This is a genomic window from Pantoea sp. BAV 3049, assembly GCF_009765445.1.
In the GTDB taxonomy this organism is placed as follows: Bacteria; Pseudomonadota; Gammaproteobacteria; order Enterobacterales; family Enterobacteriaceae; genus Erwinia.
This window is the reverse complement of sequence record NZ_WHOY01000031.1, coordinates 2,413,139-2,429,950: the sequence shown is the minus strand read 5'-3', so window position 1 is coordinate 2,429,950 and position 16,812 is coordinate 2,413,139. Positions and strand designations below refer to the sequence as shown.

Genomic DNA, 16,812 nt, shown 5'->3' with positions numbered 1-16,812 from the left:
CGTGTAATATTATTCACATGGAAAGCGCGGTGCTTTCCCTTAAGGCCGAACGGCCAGGAGCTACAAATGAAATCTGTCCTGAATCTCACCTATCCAGCCACATTTAAATTCTCTTTTACCAAAGCGGAAATCAAAAGCGGCAAAGCGTTTATGAATACCTACGGGATTCAGCAGGCTTTTACCGTGAAAAGCCACGCTGAGTTAGAAAACTTGATCCAGACTATCGCCACAAAATGCAGCGTAAATCCTTCCAGTATTGATTTTGAAATCGTCGGTTAACAAAAACGGCGGGGGGAACCCCGCCAGTAAGGGGAATAAATGAAAACGTTAAAACAAGCCGCAATGCAGTTTGCATCTGATCTGCGTAATAATCGCTGTTTTAAAGCTGCTTATAATGATGCTCTGTTAGAGCTGGACAGGGAAGCAATCACCGCCATTATGCATTGTACATTTTTGCGTGATTCAAAACGTACATTAAGCGAGCTTGATAAATTAATTAAATATATAGAGGAAGAAGAAAAATATGTATTTTCTGTTTCTCTTGATAAAGGAAATGAACAGCAAGAAATCAGGACATTTAAAAGCGAACGTGAGGCATTAGATGCTTATCGCATTTTGACACTTTACGGATACAGGGTAACTGTAGAAAAGAAGGAGGGGAATGACTGATTATTTAAGGTGTGATCAGGTTGCTCTAACAACCTGATCACTTATTAACAGATTAACACAATGAGGCATTAATAATGTCAACCGATCAGATCGTACAGCTTGCTGATTCCCTTGTCAAAGGCTGGGAAACCCGCATACCAGCCATGAAAGGCGAGGAATGGAGCCAGTTTCGATGGTGGTTAAATTATCTGCAAGGTTACGCAATGTTTTAACGTAACTGAAAGGGGCTGATGCCCCTTTTTTAAACAAAAAATAATTTTTATGTGCTATACTTATGCGCATAAACTGTGTGCGTGAGGTTGTTATGAGAACGAATGTAGCCGAGAAAAAACGTAGTACAAACGTGTACTTAAATGCCGGTTTGCTTGAAGAAGCCAAAGCGCTGGATCTGAACGTTTCCGCGATATCTAACCAGGCGCTGGAAACCGCCGTCAGAGAACGCAGGCGTGAGCGCTGGATAGAGGAAAACCGCGCGGGCATTGAGGCGTTAAACAGCTTTGTGGAAGAGGCCGGGCTTTTTTCCGATGATGAAAATTTCGGGGTGATTTAGTGAAGCAGTTTGCAGTCTACAAAAATAAATCCCGGAACAGGCAGGCGTACCCGTACTTTATTGATGTGCAGTCAGATATGCTTGCACATCTTAATACCCGCCTGGTTATGCCGTTAACTCAGAAAGCCAACTCTAATTCACAGGTAAAAGCGTTAACGCCGGTTATCACAATCGGGCAGGTGGATTATGTGGTGCTGGCTTCCATGATAACGACAACGGATATAAAAAACCTGAAAGCTGAAGATGCGGTTATGGATGCTTCACATTTACGTGATCAACTGGTTTCTGCAATCGATATGATGATTTTAGGTATTTAAAATAAAGAGCAACGCCCCCGACAACTGAGAGGGAATAAAAATAAGGAGTTTAATATTCCGCATGGTAAAGTTATTTTTAACAAAAAAGGGCGCTGGGACTGGCTGGACAGAGGATGTGATATTGGTGAGAATGAATTAGATCAGGGGGAGTGGTTTGTTGGTGATATGTATTACCCGCCGGATTTCGAATAACCCTGATTTTAGTTGTCGGGTTTATCGCGCACCTTTTTATGTAACGTTATGGAGATTGCATGGCTGCGTAGCGTTTTTCGCATTATCCGTACCGATTCGGGTTTACGGGTGCTTTACCGACCACGCCGTTCCTCCCGGAAGTTATCCACCGTTTCTGTGGATAACGCTATATCCTGTGTGCCGGTCAGCTGCACCCGGTACTATATGTAGTGCCGGGCCGGGCGGTTAACCTTCTCCTGCGGGGATGTTTCTGCACCCTGCCCGCACGGGCCCTTCGGGTTTACTCCCCATGCAGGAAATTTAACCGAATGACAGGTCACCTTCAGCCGGGGTTTTTCTCCGCGACTCCCTGCGCCCCCTCCCCTATCATGACGCTATCCGGTTAACGTCACGGCATTGTTCGGAGAGCATAACATTGAGCAGTCACCCCACCGGCACCGCGCCGGTTTCACCAGGCGCGGTTGGCCGCATCGCCACGCCCCGGATCGATTTTGAAATGGCGCTGGCCGTTCGCCAGCTGGCGAACCGTCAGGCCGGTAAGCCGAAATACCTGCTGGAGCCGGAAATCACCATCCTGCTGGCGCACGGCTTTACTGACCTGCGAAAACGCATGTTCTTTGACATGCTGTGGAATACCGGCGCGAGACTCAGTGAGGCGCTGGCGCTCACCCCTGGTGATGTTCATACCGGAGAGCGCTGGCCGTCCCGGCCATTCGTCTCCCTGATGACCCTCAAGCAGCAGGGCAAACCCGGACGGCCACCAAAGGACACGATGCGCGACGTGCCGCTCTTTGACGAGGGATTCACGCTGCGGCTGCGCGATCACCTGGACACGTTCTGCCGGTTCAGGACAAAGCGTCTGTGGCCCGTCACGGACGACACGATACGTAACTGGCTGCGTGACGCTGTAACGCGCTGTGAGCGTGATGGAGTGAGCTTTTCCGTTCCGGTCACGCCGCATACCTTCCGGCACAGCTACGCCATGCACCTGCTTTACTGCGGTATCGAGCCGCTTACGCTGAAAAAGCTGCTGGGCCACCGGGATTTCAAAAGTACGCAAATCTATCTCGACGTGCTGACCCTGGAGGCTGACGTTGCCGGACGCTACGCCGTGCGGTTTGGCATGGACAGGGAAGAAGCCACCGCAATACTTAAAAAATATTAGTGTGTAACGTTATACATTAATTGTATTCTGGACGATGGTGCTGTATAACATTACCCGGAAGTGCGACAGAAATCGCACAGATTATAACGGTGTGTAATGTTATACATTATTAGTGAGGCGCTATGATTATTCTCGTTGGCAGTCATAAGGGCGGCGTGGGTAAATCCACAATCTATATTCATATCCTGATGTGTCTGATCCTCAAGAGCGGTAAACGTGTTGCCGCGCTGGAATGCGACGACCAGCACAGCGTTAAGGACTGGCTGGACGAACGCCGATCTCAGGGAACCGTTCCGGATGTGGACTACTATGAGTGCTATCACGACATCCCGGCAATGGCACGTAAGCTGGATAAAAAATATGACTTCGTGTTGCTTGATGCTCCGGGACGCCGTTCACCAGAGTTCAGCAAATGCCTGGCCGTGGCCGATTTTTTTATCTCGCTCCTTGACCCTTCCTCCCAGATTGAGATCAATACGCTGGGCCTGGTGGTTGCCGATGTACGACAGTACCAGGCATCGGTAAACAAAGAGCTGAAAGCCGTGCTGGTCATGAACCGCTGCGATACGCACCCGGCAGATGAAGACGCCTCCAATTTCAGGCGGGACATCGAGGCCGATCAGGATAACTGGCTCCCGGTAGCCCGGCAGCGGCTCTATCAGCGCAAGCCGTACAAACGGGCCTACAACGAGGGGTTATCGGTACATGAATATAATGACCGTCGCGGGAATCTGGCGCGGGGGGAGATTGAACTGCTGCTTCGTGAGCTGGAACTGTTAGCCGCATAATTAAATAGTGTATATCGTTATACACTATAAGGGGAGTTATGAGTAAACGCACCACAAAACTGAAAGTCAGCCCGGCGCTGCAAAATATTGATGAAAACAAAACGCTGCGTGAGCTGGTCAGTGAAACCAGCCATCGTCCGGCATCCGGAAGCGTGATCACCAGGGTAAATTTCCCGCTGCTGGAAGAGGATATTGGCAGAATAGACCAGTACAGTGAAGAAAACCACGCGATGCGTATCAGCGTTCTCAGGGCTGGACTGAAAGCCCTGGAGTTAATTGGGGAGGAACAGCGAACAGACCTGATACGCAAAGAAGAACTGAACCGCCCGAAAACGGGCAGGAAGCCGGTAAAAAAATAACAGTGTATAACGTTATTTACTAATTAATAAAAAGCAGAGGTGAATATGGGACTGGACATTTCAGCATACAGCGGTATTAAAAAACTGGATGCAAGAATGAATGGTGATGGAGAAGCCATAGACACAAAAACGGGTGTGTTATTGCCACAGGACGGGATGTGGTTTACTGCCTGGGTAAACCCTGTCTTTCCCGGTCGGGCTGGTGATATCGAAAGCGGTGCAGTCTACTCTTACGAAAATTGTACCTGTTTCAGCATTGGATACGCCCGACACGCTGGATGGCGAGAAAAGCTGGCAGAAATATCAGGGTATCCTCTGGCTGAACAAGTTCATTATGGGCGGGTTGAAAAGTGTTACCTTGCTGGCGCACTATCTGGCGAGTGCGGCCCGTTCTATGAGTTGATTAATTTCAGTGACTGCGAAGGTGTGATTGGCACCGGGGTAAGTGAAAAGTTGGCGAAAGACCTTGCTGAATTTAAAGGAAGAGCCATGGGAGTCAGTGAAGGATTTTATGATTTATACCTGAAATGGAAAGCAGCCTTTGAAATGGCGTCAAACAACGGATGTGTAAGGTTCCACTAACTACTTTAATACGATTGATTCAATCGATGTATAACGTTATACACTAAATATTAGTTATACATTGTTTTAATTCTTTCAAATTAAGGAAAACCAATGAAAATCAAAACATCAATTTTTCTGGTAGCTATGCTGACAACACCTGCACTTTTTGCGGCTGACATTCAAACTGACGATCCCGCAAAACCGATAAAGATATCTGAAAACACCAATTACTTTTGCAGCAAGGATGGAAAAGGGCTTGTGAAAAAAAATAATGGTGACTATAAGCCGCTCAAAAATGTTACCTGTCACGATGATTATTTGTGGTTGAACGGAAAAGCACTGGGGGTTATGGATATGCTCAGTTACGCCGCCGTTGAGACTATACAAAATAAGGCTTCTTCACAGCACTAATTCCGCAGTCATAAAATTTAAAGAAACGGTAGTCGCCCTTTAACTTCAGCTAGAGTCAAAACTTCAGGGTAGCATTGTCCACATATCCACATGAGAAGAGCCAGTGAAGCGGGGAGGCCAGCAAGCCACCCCCGCGAACGGGAGCGTCCTGTACGGCGGGGCAAGCCGTACAGGGTTCGACTGTGGGTATGTGGTCAATTGCGAACGGATTGCGCGATGGCAAAAAAAGCGTAAGAGTAAAATACGTAAATCTTCCTCTGATGGGCTTCAGACTCCAGAAGCTAACGTGCCTACAAGCATAGCCCTGTTATTAATATGTAAAGTCTTCTGTTGAATATTTTATTTTCCATTATTCAGGTTCTCTGTTTTCAAGCTTACTAAGTTCTGCTTTTGCCTGTTCTTGTTGCGTTTTAGGTAGTTTGTTAATGGTCTTTTCTGTCAGCGTTCTCATGTCCATGTACCCATTAGCATAAAAACGTAATGACGACTCTTTTTGTTGTTGAGCAACATACCAGAACGCCCCGGACAGGCCAGTCGTGACAAGTAGTGTACACACAATGCAGATCAATACCGCTTTTACAGTGCTGAAAGGTTTAGCTGCATTTGCAACAGATTCAAGTTGTTTTTGATAAATCTGATGTGTTTTTTCCTGGTCAGTTTTTAGGGATGTGATCAACTCTATCACTTCATGAGTTAATTTATCTTTAGTTGTCTGCCCTATTTCCTTTATCTTACTTTTTTCTGTTTCGATCTCCTGATCAATTTCTTTGGAACTTTGAATGATTTGATTCATTTTTTTAGACAAAACTGAATCAAAATGTGCTGGAATTTCTTCTAAACCCAACTTTAAAGAAGCGAAAACACTTTCTATTTCTTTGTGCAGGGCAATATAATCCTCCAGAAGGTCTTGAATCTTCTGATCTTTAAACTCTTCGGTAAAACTAGATCCCATTTTTGTTCCCTCAGTAATATGGTAACAGGCGGGATTAACCCGCCTTGTTTTCTTAAGCCAGTTCAAGATTCTGGAAAGCAACATCCAAATCACTATTAAAGCCGTTCATTAACATTTTAACCGTTCGCAGGTTTGACAGCTCCTGTCGTTCCTGTTTTGAACCTGCTGCACGAATCAGTGTACGGAAATCACGATCGTCATTATAAACATCGTCATATTTCAGTTTGGATTTAGTTAAGATGGTGAAGATGTTATTTTGATACACAATAGATGGATTAGCGCCGACAATTTTTTTGCAAGTCTTGTTTGCTAAAAATATTGCAAATTGTTTTTCAACATCAAGATCTTTTTCAGCCATATTGAAAATAACTTTTATTCTTTCTTCTTCGATACCGATATTGATCAGGTTATCAATTGTTGCAATTGAATCGCGCTGCTGTTTGTCCTGTGGTGTGACAGGTACAATGAAGAAATCAATTAATTCATGGCTTCCCTGGAACTCTAACATTTGAACCATAAATTGTTCAATATTGGAAGCGCCAATATCAATTAAGGTACAATCAGCATCATCGATGCGCTTTAAAATCTCGTCAAATTCTTTAGCTGACAATTTGCTATCATTAGTGCCGTCAGAGTTGATAGTCTCAACTTTAATAATTTCCGCATCCTCCAGGCGAGGCTTCAACATAGTCTGGCAAATTGTTGATTTACCAACATTACCGCTGTTATTTAAAATGGCTGCTTTTAAGTACATATCATATCCTTATTTGTTTTGTATGTGATTTGAAAGCTTCGTCCCCAAGTTAATCTGGTTAGGGCACTTCCAAGATTTGATTTCTTCAATTGAAACTCCGGCCTCAATTGCTCGTTTTGCAATGCGTTCAGAGTTGAAACAAACTCTCAAGTAGTTGTTTAAATCTTGTGGTTCAACATCTACATCAATACTAGATTTCTCTACCTGCTTAATAGTAGGAGTTTCAGGTGCGAACTTATCATTATTTTCATTTTTCGATTCAGGCTGACTATGTTGCTTTTTCGCCCGTAAAACCATGTTTTTGTAAGCTCGTACAGCTAAACTAGAGTCTGTCTCGTTGTTTATATATATTGATATTTGATCCCAACTATAGAACTTCTTAGCCTTTAATATTTCCGGTAGGAAACTATTAAAGGCCGCTTGTTTTGACTTCTGTTTTTTATCTCGTATAGCCTCACAAAGTGGAGACAGGATTTCTTCTAAAGTTGTCATTAATCCCCCTTAACACCTCCTACTTTCTCACATAAGCCGCTCAACCTCAATATGTGTGTCATTTTGTATGATCTTATGTGTGCTGTCAAGATATAATGTGTGCCATTGTGTGTGCCATTGTGTGTGCCATTGATTTTTTGTGTGTGTTATTATGTGTGCTATTATGTGTGTCTATTGACTTCAAGTTCTAAACTACAGGCACGACACCGATGTATACACGCCATTTCATGGCTTGTATAATCGTCGTGCCAAAGGGGGTGCCCCTTTGAAACCCCGAACGGTAGAGCCGTTCTGGAAGTTCTACGAACTTGAAGGATAAAGACTATGGCGATTGACAGAAAAAATGTTGTCTCCATCCGTTTAACAGATGAAGAATACAAGCCTTTTAAAGAGTTGCTGGAGCATACGGATATCAGCAAGTCTGAATTTTTCCGTGCGCTCATACTTAATCGAGTTAACGAACTTCCATCAAAACCAAAGGTTACTGATGATTATAAACGTTGCCTTTTTTACTTAAGCAAAACGAGTAACAATGTTAATCAGATTGCCCATAGATTAAACTTAGATCACAATAAAGGAATTATATCACCTTTTCTTTATGAGAGGGCACTTAATACACTTATTGGAATCAGTGATTTCATTCAGGGTGCAGTTAAATGATTATCCGTTATGGTGGCGGTAATAACGGTATCGCTGAATATCTTGAGAGCGGGAGGAAAGCCGATCGCGAGTATACACGAGATGAACTTGATCATCGTTATATACTCGATGGGAATTTACAGACAACAAATAAGGTTATTCAGTCAATTGAAGACAAAGGGCAGGAAAGATATTTACATATAACGCTTTCATTTGCTGAAAAGGAAGTATCAACAGAAACACTTAAGGCTATTACAGCTGATTATAAAAAATTATTCATGAATGCTTTTCATGATGATGAACACGCTTTTTATGCTGAAGCTCATTTGCCAAAAATAAAAAATCTGATAAACAATAAAACTGGTGAGTTTGTAGAAAGAAAACCTCATATTCATGTTGTAATACCGAGGGCTAATCTCGTTACTGGAAAATCATTAAATCCTGGCGGAGACATAACCAGAAGTAAGACTCTGGAACAGCTCGATGCTATTCAGGAGTATATCAATAACAAATATGGTCTGATTAGTCCGAAAGATGCCGTTCGCGTGAGCGATGAAAATTATGCTAATGTCCTGTCTCGCGTCAAAGGTGATTTATACCGTGAGCGAAACAATGATATTAAATATGAAATTTATTCCAGAATAACAAATGAAAATGTCAACTCAACTGAAGATTTCAAGAACCTGCTAAAGAATTATGGTGATATTAAAGTTCGTAATGAAGGTAAAAAGACGGAATATTTTGCAGTTAAATTTGAGGGGGATGCTAAGTATACCAATCTCAAAAGCCCGTTGTTCAGCCGTACATTCATAGAACAAAGACAGTTACCGCTTGTAAAACCTACACCTGCTCAAATCGAACGCAACCTGAATAACTGGCTAAATAAAACCAGCCACGAAATTAAGCATATCTTTGCGAAATCTGAAAAACTTCGAAATGAATACAAATCACTAAATGCTTCTGATAAAGCGGCATTTCTACGTACCAGGATTAATGACTATGACAAACAATACAAACTTGACCCAAAAAGTGTTGAAGGATCGCGAGGACGGACGGGCAGTCACAAGTTTAGTCCTCAATCATCTTCCAGATTCGATAGAATTAAAACAAGAGTCGGCTTGCCACATATGCCCAAACGCGGTCTGGTTCGAGGAATCAGCGGTAGGGGAAAACCGCCCGAATCTGTCAGTGTATTGTCGCATAATGAACAGCATAATCTGGCAGAGCGAATGGAAACCAGACAACATTCTGATGAAAAAATGCGACGGAATTCTGATAGACGACTCACAGAACGAGGTTTAAAAACGATTGAGCTATCTTCTGTTCTTCATGAGTCCCTTTATCAGAAACTCAATGCGGATGTACAGAAGAATGAAATTCATATAATGGCAGATATACGTCGTGATATTGACCCCCAAAGGTTTTTATCCGCAGCCGCAATAAAATACAACATTAAGGCGGAAGATCACGCAGTTAGTCATGCAAAAGATGGTTCGCCCCGGTTTGCTGTAGAAAAACGGAATCTCAATGCATCAGATTTTTTGACTAAATATCTTAATTTGCCCTGGAAGGATGCTAAAGAATTCCTATTGCAAACTTATTCACAGCAGTTAGAAAATAAACCATTTGAAAAAACAAATACCATATCAAAACTAGATTTTGAACAATCTAAACAGCGGTTCTTGTCAATAAAAGAATCAAATATATCTTTGCGTGAAGCTATACGATCTAAAAGAGCAAACATGTATAATGAATTGCGAGAATTGAGAAAGCAGATCTACTCTATACCAAAAGAAAATAGAGAAGTTGCCAAGGGGTTACTGGTATATAAAAAATTAACGACTCTCGAACGCCTGAGAGATTTTTCGGCTCAAGGCCGTAATTTTATCAGCCAGTACCATAAATATTGGAATGAGGATAAAGATAACATGAAAGCACTAGACAAACTTAAAGACTATCTGAATAACTCAGATGAGAATGGTATTTCTCAGGCTGAGAATGATTTTTCTTTAGAAAAGGCAGTTGAAGCGCAGCGGCGTTTGCAGGAACTTCATAAAAACAATAGTCGATTAAAATATCTGGTTATGGATAAGCGTGAAGACAAAATAATTTACCGCGATCAGAAAACTGAAGCGCCTGTATTCACCGATAAAGGCGATTTCATCGTTTCGGGTAAAAATCTGACTAAAGAAGAAATCGGCGTGATGCTTGAGTATTCTCAGGAGAAATTTGGTGGTGTTCTTAAGCTTTCCGGTTCCGACGAATTCAAAAAGCAATGTGCAGTGGTGGCTGCTGAAAAGGATATGAACATCATTCTTCGACCAGAGAAGTACCAATCGCTTATGTTGGAAGCTAAGAACGAGCAAGCCTTTAGTCGTGAGCAAACAACTGTGGTTGAAAAAGAGCAAACGGTAAGTCAGGCAGAAGTCGAACAAAGTGCGACAGATCCGCAGCAATCAACCGTTGAAACAAAAGAAATCTATCTTGTTAGCTCAACGATTGCTCAGAATGAAAATGAGGGATTTGTTTTCCATTCCAGAGATGAAGCTTTTGATTACTATAACAGTCAGATACCTGCTGAGATTGAACGTTTTGAATCAGGGCAGTCTGATTTCAATAATACACTGATCGTATCAAAAACGGTTTCTGTCCACGAACTTGACCAGTACGAGAACGGTAAACAAGGGGAATTTTCCAAACCTTATGACATCATTGCTGATTCCTTTAAGGATTATGAGCAGTCAGAGAGAGGTCAGTCTTACAAAAATTATGTTCTGTCCGACAATGAACCGATTAGCAACGTTTATTTCGTCAAATTCAATAATGATCAGCTTGATGCCGAGCCAACCGGCTTTACTCACCTCAAACACGCCGTAGACTGGCGCGAAGTTGGCTCCAACATTAATGATGTGAATAAGCAGGATGCAGTAATCTATCGTGTGGATGAAAAGATTGCCGACCAGAAGGGACTCAGCGCCGCTATGAGCGATGCAGTTCGGGTACCTCGTCATGAAATCGAGAAAGTGCAGGGTAGGGATGTAACTGAGCAGGACGGCCAGATCCTTAACGTGATCGATGAATACCAGCAAAAATTTACCTCAGAAGGGCTGATATTTGATCGAGGGGAAGCAGAAGGGGAGTTATTACAGAAGGATATGACGCTCGATATTGCTTCGGAAAGGCTGGAACAAAAATTCTTGCTGGAGAAGGAGCGCCAACAAGAACAAGAACTTAATTCGGGTCTTGAGCATTAATGTTAAAGGCCGAAGGTGGTTAACCCCCGGCCTTAATTACGTTTCCGCTATCAGCTCAGTAACTGAAGCAGGTAGCGGATCAGCTCAAGAAGCGCGATTAACGCTCCAAGAACGATGATTGCTTTATCAATCATCCGTTTCTCCATAAATGGAGTGAGAACACTACCGCTTACTCTTACACTGCCTGTCACGGTGGCTTATCTCCGGTGTTAGTCAGAAACAGTTCCACTCCAGCCAGAGCACCAGATCCGGCACCACCCGTAACCCGGCCAGGGCTTGAATGCGTTCATACCGCTGGGCGGTTAGCTGAAGCGAAACAGTCAGAAGAGCTAACCCGATGATTATACCCCTATATCCTCAGCGATTGCATTTATCAATGCTCCGGCGTAACATTAATACGTTAGTCAGAAACAGTTCCACTCCGGTCAGAGTCCTCTTCTTGAGTCGGAGCGAAAAGAAAAATCCCGATCTCACCAGTCGGGTTTTTTTTTGCCTGCTGTTCCTGCCAGATCAAACATTTCTGACATGCTTGACTGAAACCGCAGTACGGCATTTGCCAGCTCCTGGTTTCTGGTCTGTGCCTGTGCGAGTGACTGTCTGAGTTGCATTATCTCTTCGCGGTTGCGCTCGTGATCAAGTATGGCCGTCATGAAGGCCTTGCTGACCGATGCGGCCCCGATGTGCTCCTGTGCTTTACGGATAGCAGTGTCTTCCTGGTCATTTGTCCTGATTGTGTAATTTCCCATAATAAACCTATTTTGCTGTCATTTTCGGTGCCGCTGCGGTGATCCGGATGAGATTATGCTGGCATTTTTACGATAGCCAATCGCGCCGGCAATCATAATTTGCTGGCAGTCAGACTTCACTCAAAGCCCGATCACAGTCTCCGCAATGGATATTGAAAACTATAACTTCAGCAGGTTCAACCGATTTTGCTGGCATTCTGGCGGGCTGCAGCCGCGACCGGCGCGCCGGTTTGCTGGCAATTTAGAAAAGGGGGAATGGATGAGGAACAGGACTTATGAAGGGATAAGCGGCAGTAATGCCGCTTATTTTAAAGGGGGCTCGCGGGGATCAGGATTTCACGCCGGGGATCAAAAACTCTTCCAGCTTGCGGCCAGCGTCCAGCGCTTCCTGAATAGGTTTAGGTTTGCGGCCACGACCTGACCAGGTTTGCTGTACGCCGTTTTCCACATACTGATATTTAGGCGCAACGGTGCCGCCAGATTTTTTCTTTGTCGCTCCAGCTGGCGCATCGCCCAGCAATTCCTGAATGCTGAAACCTTCGGTATTGATTAGCTCCAGCAGTTCCTGACGCTTGATGTCACGTGCCCTGCGTTCTTCCGCTTCGCGTTCGGCGTCGGCGCGGCGTTCTTCAATAACCACGCCCAGCTTGTCGTGAATATCCGTAAGCAGCTCAAAATCGCAATCACGCGCAAAGACACGAGCAGAGCGAATATTACCCAACACGCGGCGAATAACATCATATTCTTCAGTCATCATCTATCCTTTTTTTTGATGTAAATAATACGGAAAGTAAACCCTATTTTTTAGGAGATTCAAACCCGATTGCTCCGGTTTTTTTATCCTTGAGCACTAAAGCAGCATCAAATTTCTCACCATCTTTTTTCTTGAATCCCTTTATCAGTGCTGTTTTACCCTTGCTGATTAATGCCTCAGCCTGATTAACGGTGATTTTCTTTTCGCAGACTACAGACCATATTTTAAACCCGCATCCGGTACACGCAAACAGCTTAGGACGAACAACAATCTGTTTACCACATTCAGGGCAGGGCGACGTAAGCCTGTCAGACTGACCTTCCTGTGTGCTCTCAGTAACGGGAAGGTTATCAATCCTGATATCACTTACCAGGCGTGTGATATCGTTGTACAGCTCGTTAATAAACTGTTCAACATCCAGATCTCCATTTTCAATTAACTGCTGCCTTGCAAACCACAACGCCGTCATATCAGGTTGCGTTGCCACATCTGGCAGGGCATCAAAAAGGGCCAGACCTGTTTCAGTAGGGATCAGCTTTCCTTTTTCTACGGATATCAGGCGTTTTTTGAGATTTTCAATAATTGTTGCGCGGGTTGCTTCAGTACCAATGGAACCATTAGCCTGATTATCGTCTTTATCTTTTTCCCGGAGCAGGGCTTTAATTTCCGGATTATCGACATAATCAGCAATGCGGGTCATGGCGTTTAACAGGCTGGCTTCATCAAACAGCTTTGGCGGCGTGGTTTCTTTTTCATTCACCGTTGTTGATTCACATTGACCTTCCGTGCCTTCAGTCAGCCTGCTTACTGCCTCAAAAGAGGATTCAGGTTCTTCATCATCACCCGCCGTCTCTTTTGCTGGCTTCAGCCAGCCTTCCCAGCCCTTATCCGTTTCCTTCGTGGCGCGGCAGTTAAACAAATAATCGTTAACCTCAATTGTCGCCGTGGCCTCTTCAAAACGGTAAGGCGGCATAAACTGGATCAGGTACTGCTTTGCTACGGCCAGATAAACGTTGCGTTCATTTTCGGTCATTGCTGTTAAATCCGGAATGCTACGGGTGGGGATTATCCCGGTATGCGCCTTGACCTTTGATGAATCGAAAGCCTTGCTTCTGATTGACGTATCCGTAACAGCATCAGAGAACGCCGGAGAGGCGGTAAGTGCCGCCACCAGTTCAGGCGCTTCAGCATACTGTTCATCTGAAAGGTATGAGCAGTCAGACCGGTTATAAGTGATAGCGCGATACTTCTCGCGCAGCTGCTGAGTAATTTCAAGCGTTTTTGCTGCTGAAAGTCCGTGCTGGCGGCTCATTTGCTGCTGCAATTTATTGAGGTTAAAGGGCAGGGCCGGGTCCCGTTCGCGGGGTTTAACGGCAGCAGCGCTTACCCTGGCATTTTTCCCCTTCACTGCGGCGGCTACCTCTTCAATCCAGCCACGCTGGAGAACCCGCCCTTTATCATCGACCGGGGCGCTGTCAGGCGTCTTGAAACGCGCTGTGAGGTTGGCATCAGCAAAGCCAAACAATCCATCGAGCGTATAGAAAAAACTCTTGCTGTGGCTCTTGTTCGCCTTCCAGCGACGAACCACCAGGCCAAGCGTGGGCGTCTGCACCCTGCCAACAGGTAACACACCTTTAAAACCGTTCTTCTGTGCCGTTACCGTGTAAGCGCGGGTCATACTGAAACCATAGATGGCATCAGCAGCGCTCCGGGCCAGGGCTTTACGGTAAAAGCCCTGGAACTCGCTGTTATCCCGTTCGCTGTTCAGGGATTTCTGTACTGCGGGGAGCGTGTTGTCATTGATAAGAACCCGCTTAACCGGATGCCGGTTCCCGGAAAACTGCAAAATTTCTTCAACAAGCAGCTGGCCTTCATCATCCGGATCGCCGCAGTGAACAACTGTTTTAACATCAGAACGGTTAATCAGGGTTTTAAGGACGCTTACCTGTTTAGCAGTTGATTCTTTGGGCTGGTATTTAATCGGGAACAGCTTCAGCGGAAGCGTATCTAATGCCCATGCTTTATAGGCCGGATCGTAGGCTTCGGGTGGTATGGATTCTACAACGTGTCCGACGCACCAGGATACTAACGCGCCGGATGATTCGAAATAACCATCCCTGCGGCTAAAGTTGCCACCAAGAGCTTCAACAATGTCTTTTGCGACAGTAGGTTTTTCAGCGATATAAAGTTTCATTTTAAGTCCTTTTTTTTGCTATGAGATGATTAACTTCTTTGAGTATTTTTTTGCCTTTAATTAACATTGAGCGCGAAACAGCTTCATTATTTATTCCACGCATCTGGTCAAACCGATACAGGATTGTTTGTTCTATTCTGGATAATCCAAGAGTTGCCCGCTCATTATTGTGTAATACAGAAAAAGCAAGATAACGACCGGATGCGCACAAGTCAGCGTAGCTGGCAATACAGTGCTCCATTTCCCCACCTTCACGGCATAAATCTTTGAAGGTTGTTATTTCATTAACGTCAGAATATATCTCCTTCCAGTTAACCCCTGTTCCCTGCCATTCAGGAATGGCGACATTTAACTCGCCATCCCATTCGTTGTCATTTCTGAGACGCCGTGTCCACTCCTGTGAGAGACGCCAGAAAGACGACCACGTCTGATTTTTATGTATCGCAGGTTCAGAACGGACATACCAGTCCAGCGCATGACTGAGGTGATTGGCTTCTGTTTCCCATCTTTGCTCCTGACCACGATAACCAATGTTTTTAAACATATCCTGGTGATACTCCAGCCACTTATTACAGATACGTAAGGCGTCCTCCTGATTCTGCTGTGTAACAACTTCACCATCAAAATAATCGTAAAAAATTCTTTCAAAAAAAATTAGCGTTTGGTTAATCACTTTAACCGGATAACATTTTACCAGTGGATTCCTGATAAATTTAACAGCAAGAGGGATTAAATGATGATGATGGTTTAAAAACCTTTTTTTAAAAGATGTTGTCAGAGAAAAGGCAGAATGGCGTAATGATTTAAAATCACCATAAGTCAACTGTTTTACAGGGAGTAAATCATATAACTCCCGCGTTTTCCCTTTAAGTATGAATTTCCTGCTATCTTTAGTCTCAGTTAATAAGCTAACCATAGGCCAAAGCCCCCCAAAATCCACGCCTTTAGTAAAGGTAATTTTTCGGGAGAAGTTAATATATTTTGCAAAGCTGGAATGGATAAGTGCATCATGCGTCATTGAGCAATAACATGATTTTGCAAAATATGAGAATGTGGGCTTATCTATCATAAGCCAGATATGTTTGCTGAGTAACTTTGATGCGGCAGTTCTGGTTTCAATACTGATAAATTTCCAGGCCCGCTGTGTTATTTTTTGCTGGACTTCCTTATAAAGGTTATTCCATTTCTGTCTGGTGTGTCTGGTTTCTTCTGAACAAATAACGTTTTTAAAACCCAGTTCATTGCATAAGCTCCCTGCAAAGCAATTTTTTACTTCATCCGGAAACATTGTCTCAATGAAATATGTATCCAGTGTCCTCCAGTTTCTGACGCGGAAAAGCTGTGATTCACAGTGAATACGGTATCCATTACTGGTTACGTATTTCAAAACGTGTTTTACAGCCTCATCCAGCCAGTCATTCATTCTAAAACTGTCAGAGGGAGACCAGAAAAGTGAGATAAAGACGGGAAGTTCTTTTCTTTTTTTCCATTCATCATACAAAATCCACTGAGTGACAGAATTTGTCTTTTTATTCCGCTGAATCCTGAAAACCCCACAAATACAAATAGTGATGAATTTATCATCCTCCTTTTTTTCCACTAACCTGAAAACACCTGAATCACGACATAAACAAAAAAAATCATGCAGCGACAAATCCCGGTTACTGCACGTCAGTACGTCCGTTATTTTCCGCATAGTATCAAGTCCTGAGGTTGTTCTTTATTTCATCTATTTTTTCATCATAAAACTGACGGCTTTCACTTATGGCGCTTTCCGTCACTTCAAAACCTCTCTGGTGTGCAGCACAAAGAAAGGTTATTGCATCTTCAGAGGATAATTTATCAAGCAAGGTTTTTAAGGCGCAGAGAGTACGATATTCGTAAATCTCATAATACAGACCACAGCTTTGAATGGCTTTTTTTTCAGCGCGTTCTATAAGACTGTCTGCACTGATAGAGTCGCCTTTAGTATGCGGCCAGGGCGGCGCAATAAATCCTTTTTTAAAAGTCAT

General features: G+C 43.9%; 19 protein-coding genes. 11 read left to right on the top strand and 8 right to left on the bottom strand.

The window, feature by feature from the left end; translation table 11 throughout:
- Positions 1–66: 66 nt before the first annotated feature.
- From GSQ70_RS12295 to GSQ70_RS12255, 9 genes are all read left to right on the top strand, one after another.
- Positions 67–279: a hypothetical protein gene (locus GSQ70_RS12295; RefSeq protein ID WP_158782813.1), complete on the top strand. Its 213-nt coding sequence runs from the start codon at positions 67–69 to the stop codon at positions 277–279.
- A 39-nt stretch (positions 280–318) separates the two neighbouring features.
- A complete protein-coding gene (locus GSQ70_RS12290; RefSeq protein WP_158782812.1) occupies positions 319–669 on the top strand; it encodes a hypothetical protein in 351 nt (116 codons plus the stop codon).
- A 304-nt stretch (positions 670–973) separates the two neighbouring features.
- Entirely contained in the window at positions 974–1,219 is a 246-nt protein-coding gene (locus GSQ70_RS12285; protein WP_158782811.1) for a type II toxin-antitoxin system CcdA family antitoxin, read from the top strand.
- Complete coding sequence (locus GSQ70_RS12280; protein ID WP_158782810.1) at positions 1,219–1,536, top strand: CcdB family protein; 318 nt, start codon at positions 1,219–1,221, stop codon at positions 1,534–1,536. Before GSQ70_RS12285 ends, GSQ70_RS12280 begins: the two co-directional genes overlap by 1 nt.
- 688 nt (positions 1,537–2,224) lie before the next feature.
- The gene (locus GSQ70_RS12275; RefSeq protein WP_370521112.1) at positions 2,225–2,893 is read left to right on the top strand and encodes a tyrosine-type recombinase/integrase; all 669 of its coding nucleotides are present in this window, start codon (positions 2,225–2,227) and stop codon (positions 2,891–2,893) included.
- 122 nt (positions 2,894–3,015) lie between these two features.
- The gene (locus GSQ70_RS12270) at positions 3,016–3,681 is read left to right on the top strand and encodes a division plane positioning ATPase MipZ (RefSeq protein WP_158782808.1); all 666 of its coding nucleotides are present in this window, start codon (positions 3,016–3,018) and stop codon (positions 3,679–3,681) included.
- Between the two features lie 38 nt (positions 3,682–3,719).
- Complete coding sequence (locus GSQ70_RS12265; RefSeq protein WP_158782807.1) at positions 3,720–4,040, top strand: hypothetical protein; 321 nt, start codon at positions 3,720–3,722, stop codon at positions 4,038–4,040.
- A 45-nt stretch (positions 4,041–4,085) separates the two neighbouring features.
- Entirely contained in the window at positions 4,086–4,622 is a 537-nt protein-coding gene (locus tag GSQ70_RS12260) for a hypothetical protein (RefSeq protein ID WP_158782806.1), read from the top strand.
- A gap of 93 nt (positions 4,623–4,715) precedes the next feature.
- The gene (locus tag GSQ70_RS12255) at positions 4,716–5,015 is read left to right on the top strand and encodes a hypothetical protein (protein WP_158782805.1); all 300 of its coding nucleotides are present in this window, start codon (positions 4,716–4,718) and stop codon (positions 5,013–5,015) included.
- A gap of 349 nt (positions 5,016–5,364) precedes the next feature.
- Here the strand turns inward: GSQ70_RS12255 and GSQ70_RS12250 are convergent, their stop codons facing one another.
- The 3 genes from GSQ70_RS12250 to GSQ70_RS12240 are packed head-to-tail and all read right to left on the bottom strand — an operon-like array spanning position 5,365 to position 7,213.
- Positions 5,365–5,967 carry a hypothetical protein gene (locus GSQ70_RS12250; protein ID WP_158782804.1) on the bottom strand — a complete coding sequence of 201 codons (603 nt, stop codon included), beginning with the start codon at positions 5,965–5,967 and terminating at the stop codon, positions 5,365–5,367.
- 52 nt (positions 5,968–6,019) lie between these two features.
- Positions 6,020–6,721, bottom strand: a complete 702-nt coding sequence (gene stbB, locus GSQ70_RS12245; protein WP_158782803.1) for a StbB family protein — start codon at positions 6,719–6,721, stop codon at positions 6,020–6,022.
- Positions 6,722–6,730: 9 nt separating this feature from the next.
- Positions 6,731–7,213, bottom strand: a complete 483-nt coding sequence (locus GSQ70_RS12240) for a hypothetical protein (RefSeq protein ID WP_158782802.1) — start codon at positions 7,211–7,213, stop codon at positions 6,731–6,733.
- Between the two features lie 324 nt (positions 7,214–7,537).
- On the opposite strand from GSQ70_RS12240, the gene GSQ70_RS12235 reads away from it, so the two are divergent.
- Together GSQ70_RS12235 and GSQ70_RS12230 are read left to right on the top strand one after the other, a co-directional pair.
- On the top strand, positions 7,538–7,873 hold the full coding sequence (locus GSQ70_RS12235) for a DUF6290 family protein (RefSeq protein WP_158782801.1): 336 nt from the start codon (positions 7,538–7,540) through the stop codon (positions 7,871–7,873).
- Positions 7,870–11,106 carry an LPD7 domain-containing protein gene (locus GSQ70_RS12230; protein WP_158782800.1) on the top strand — a complete coding sequence of 1,079 codons (3,237 nt, stop codon included), beginning with the start codon at positions 7,870–7,872 and terminating at the stop codon, positions 11,104–11,106. Before GSQ70_RS12235 ends, GSQ70_RS12230 begins: the two co-directional genes overlap by 4 nt.
- Positions 11,107–11,156: 50 nt before the next feature.
- On the opposite strand, the gene dinQ is transcribed toward GSQ70_RS12230, so the two are convergent.
- From dinQ to GSQ70_RS12205, 5 genes are all read right to left on the bottom strand, one after another.
- A complete protein-coding gene (gene dinQ / locus GSQ70_RS12225; RefSeq protein ID WP_080577543.1) occupies positions 11,157–11,240 on the bottom strand; it encodes a damage-inducible type I toxin DinQ in 84 nt (27 codons plus the stop codon).
- Between the two features lie 940 nt (positions 11,241–12,180).
- Entirely contained in the window at positions 12,181–12,606 is a 426-nt protein-coding gene (locus GSQ70_RS12220) for an H-NS family nucleoid-associated regulatory protein (protein ID WP_158782799.1), read from the bottom strand.
- Positions 12,607–12,649: 43 nt separating this feature from the next.
- The gene (locus GSQ70_RS12215) at positions 12,650–14,800 is read right to left on the bottom strand and encodes a DNA topoisomerase (protein ID WP_158782798.1); all 2,151 of its coding nucleotides are present in this window, start codon (positions 14,798–14,800) and stop codon (positions 12,650–12,652) included.
- 1 nt (position 14,801) lies between these two features.
- On the bottom strand, positions 14,802–16,400 hold the full coding sequence (locus GSQ70_RS12210; protein ID WP_233268282.1) for a PcfJ domain-containing protein: 1,599 nt from the start codon (positions 16,398–16,400) through the stop codon (positions 14,802–14,804).
- 100 nt (positions 16,401–16,500) lie between these two features.
- A complete protein-coding gene (locus GSQ70_RS12205; protein WP_158782797.1) occupies positions 16,501–16,812 on the bottom strand; it encodes a hypothetical protein in 312 nt (103 codons plus the stop codon).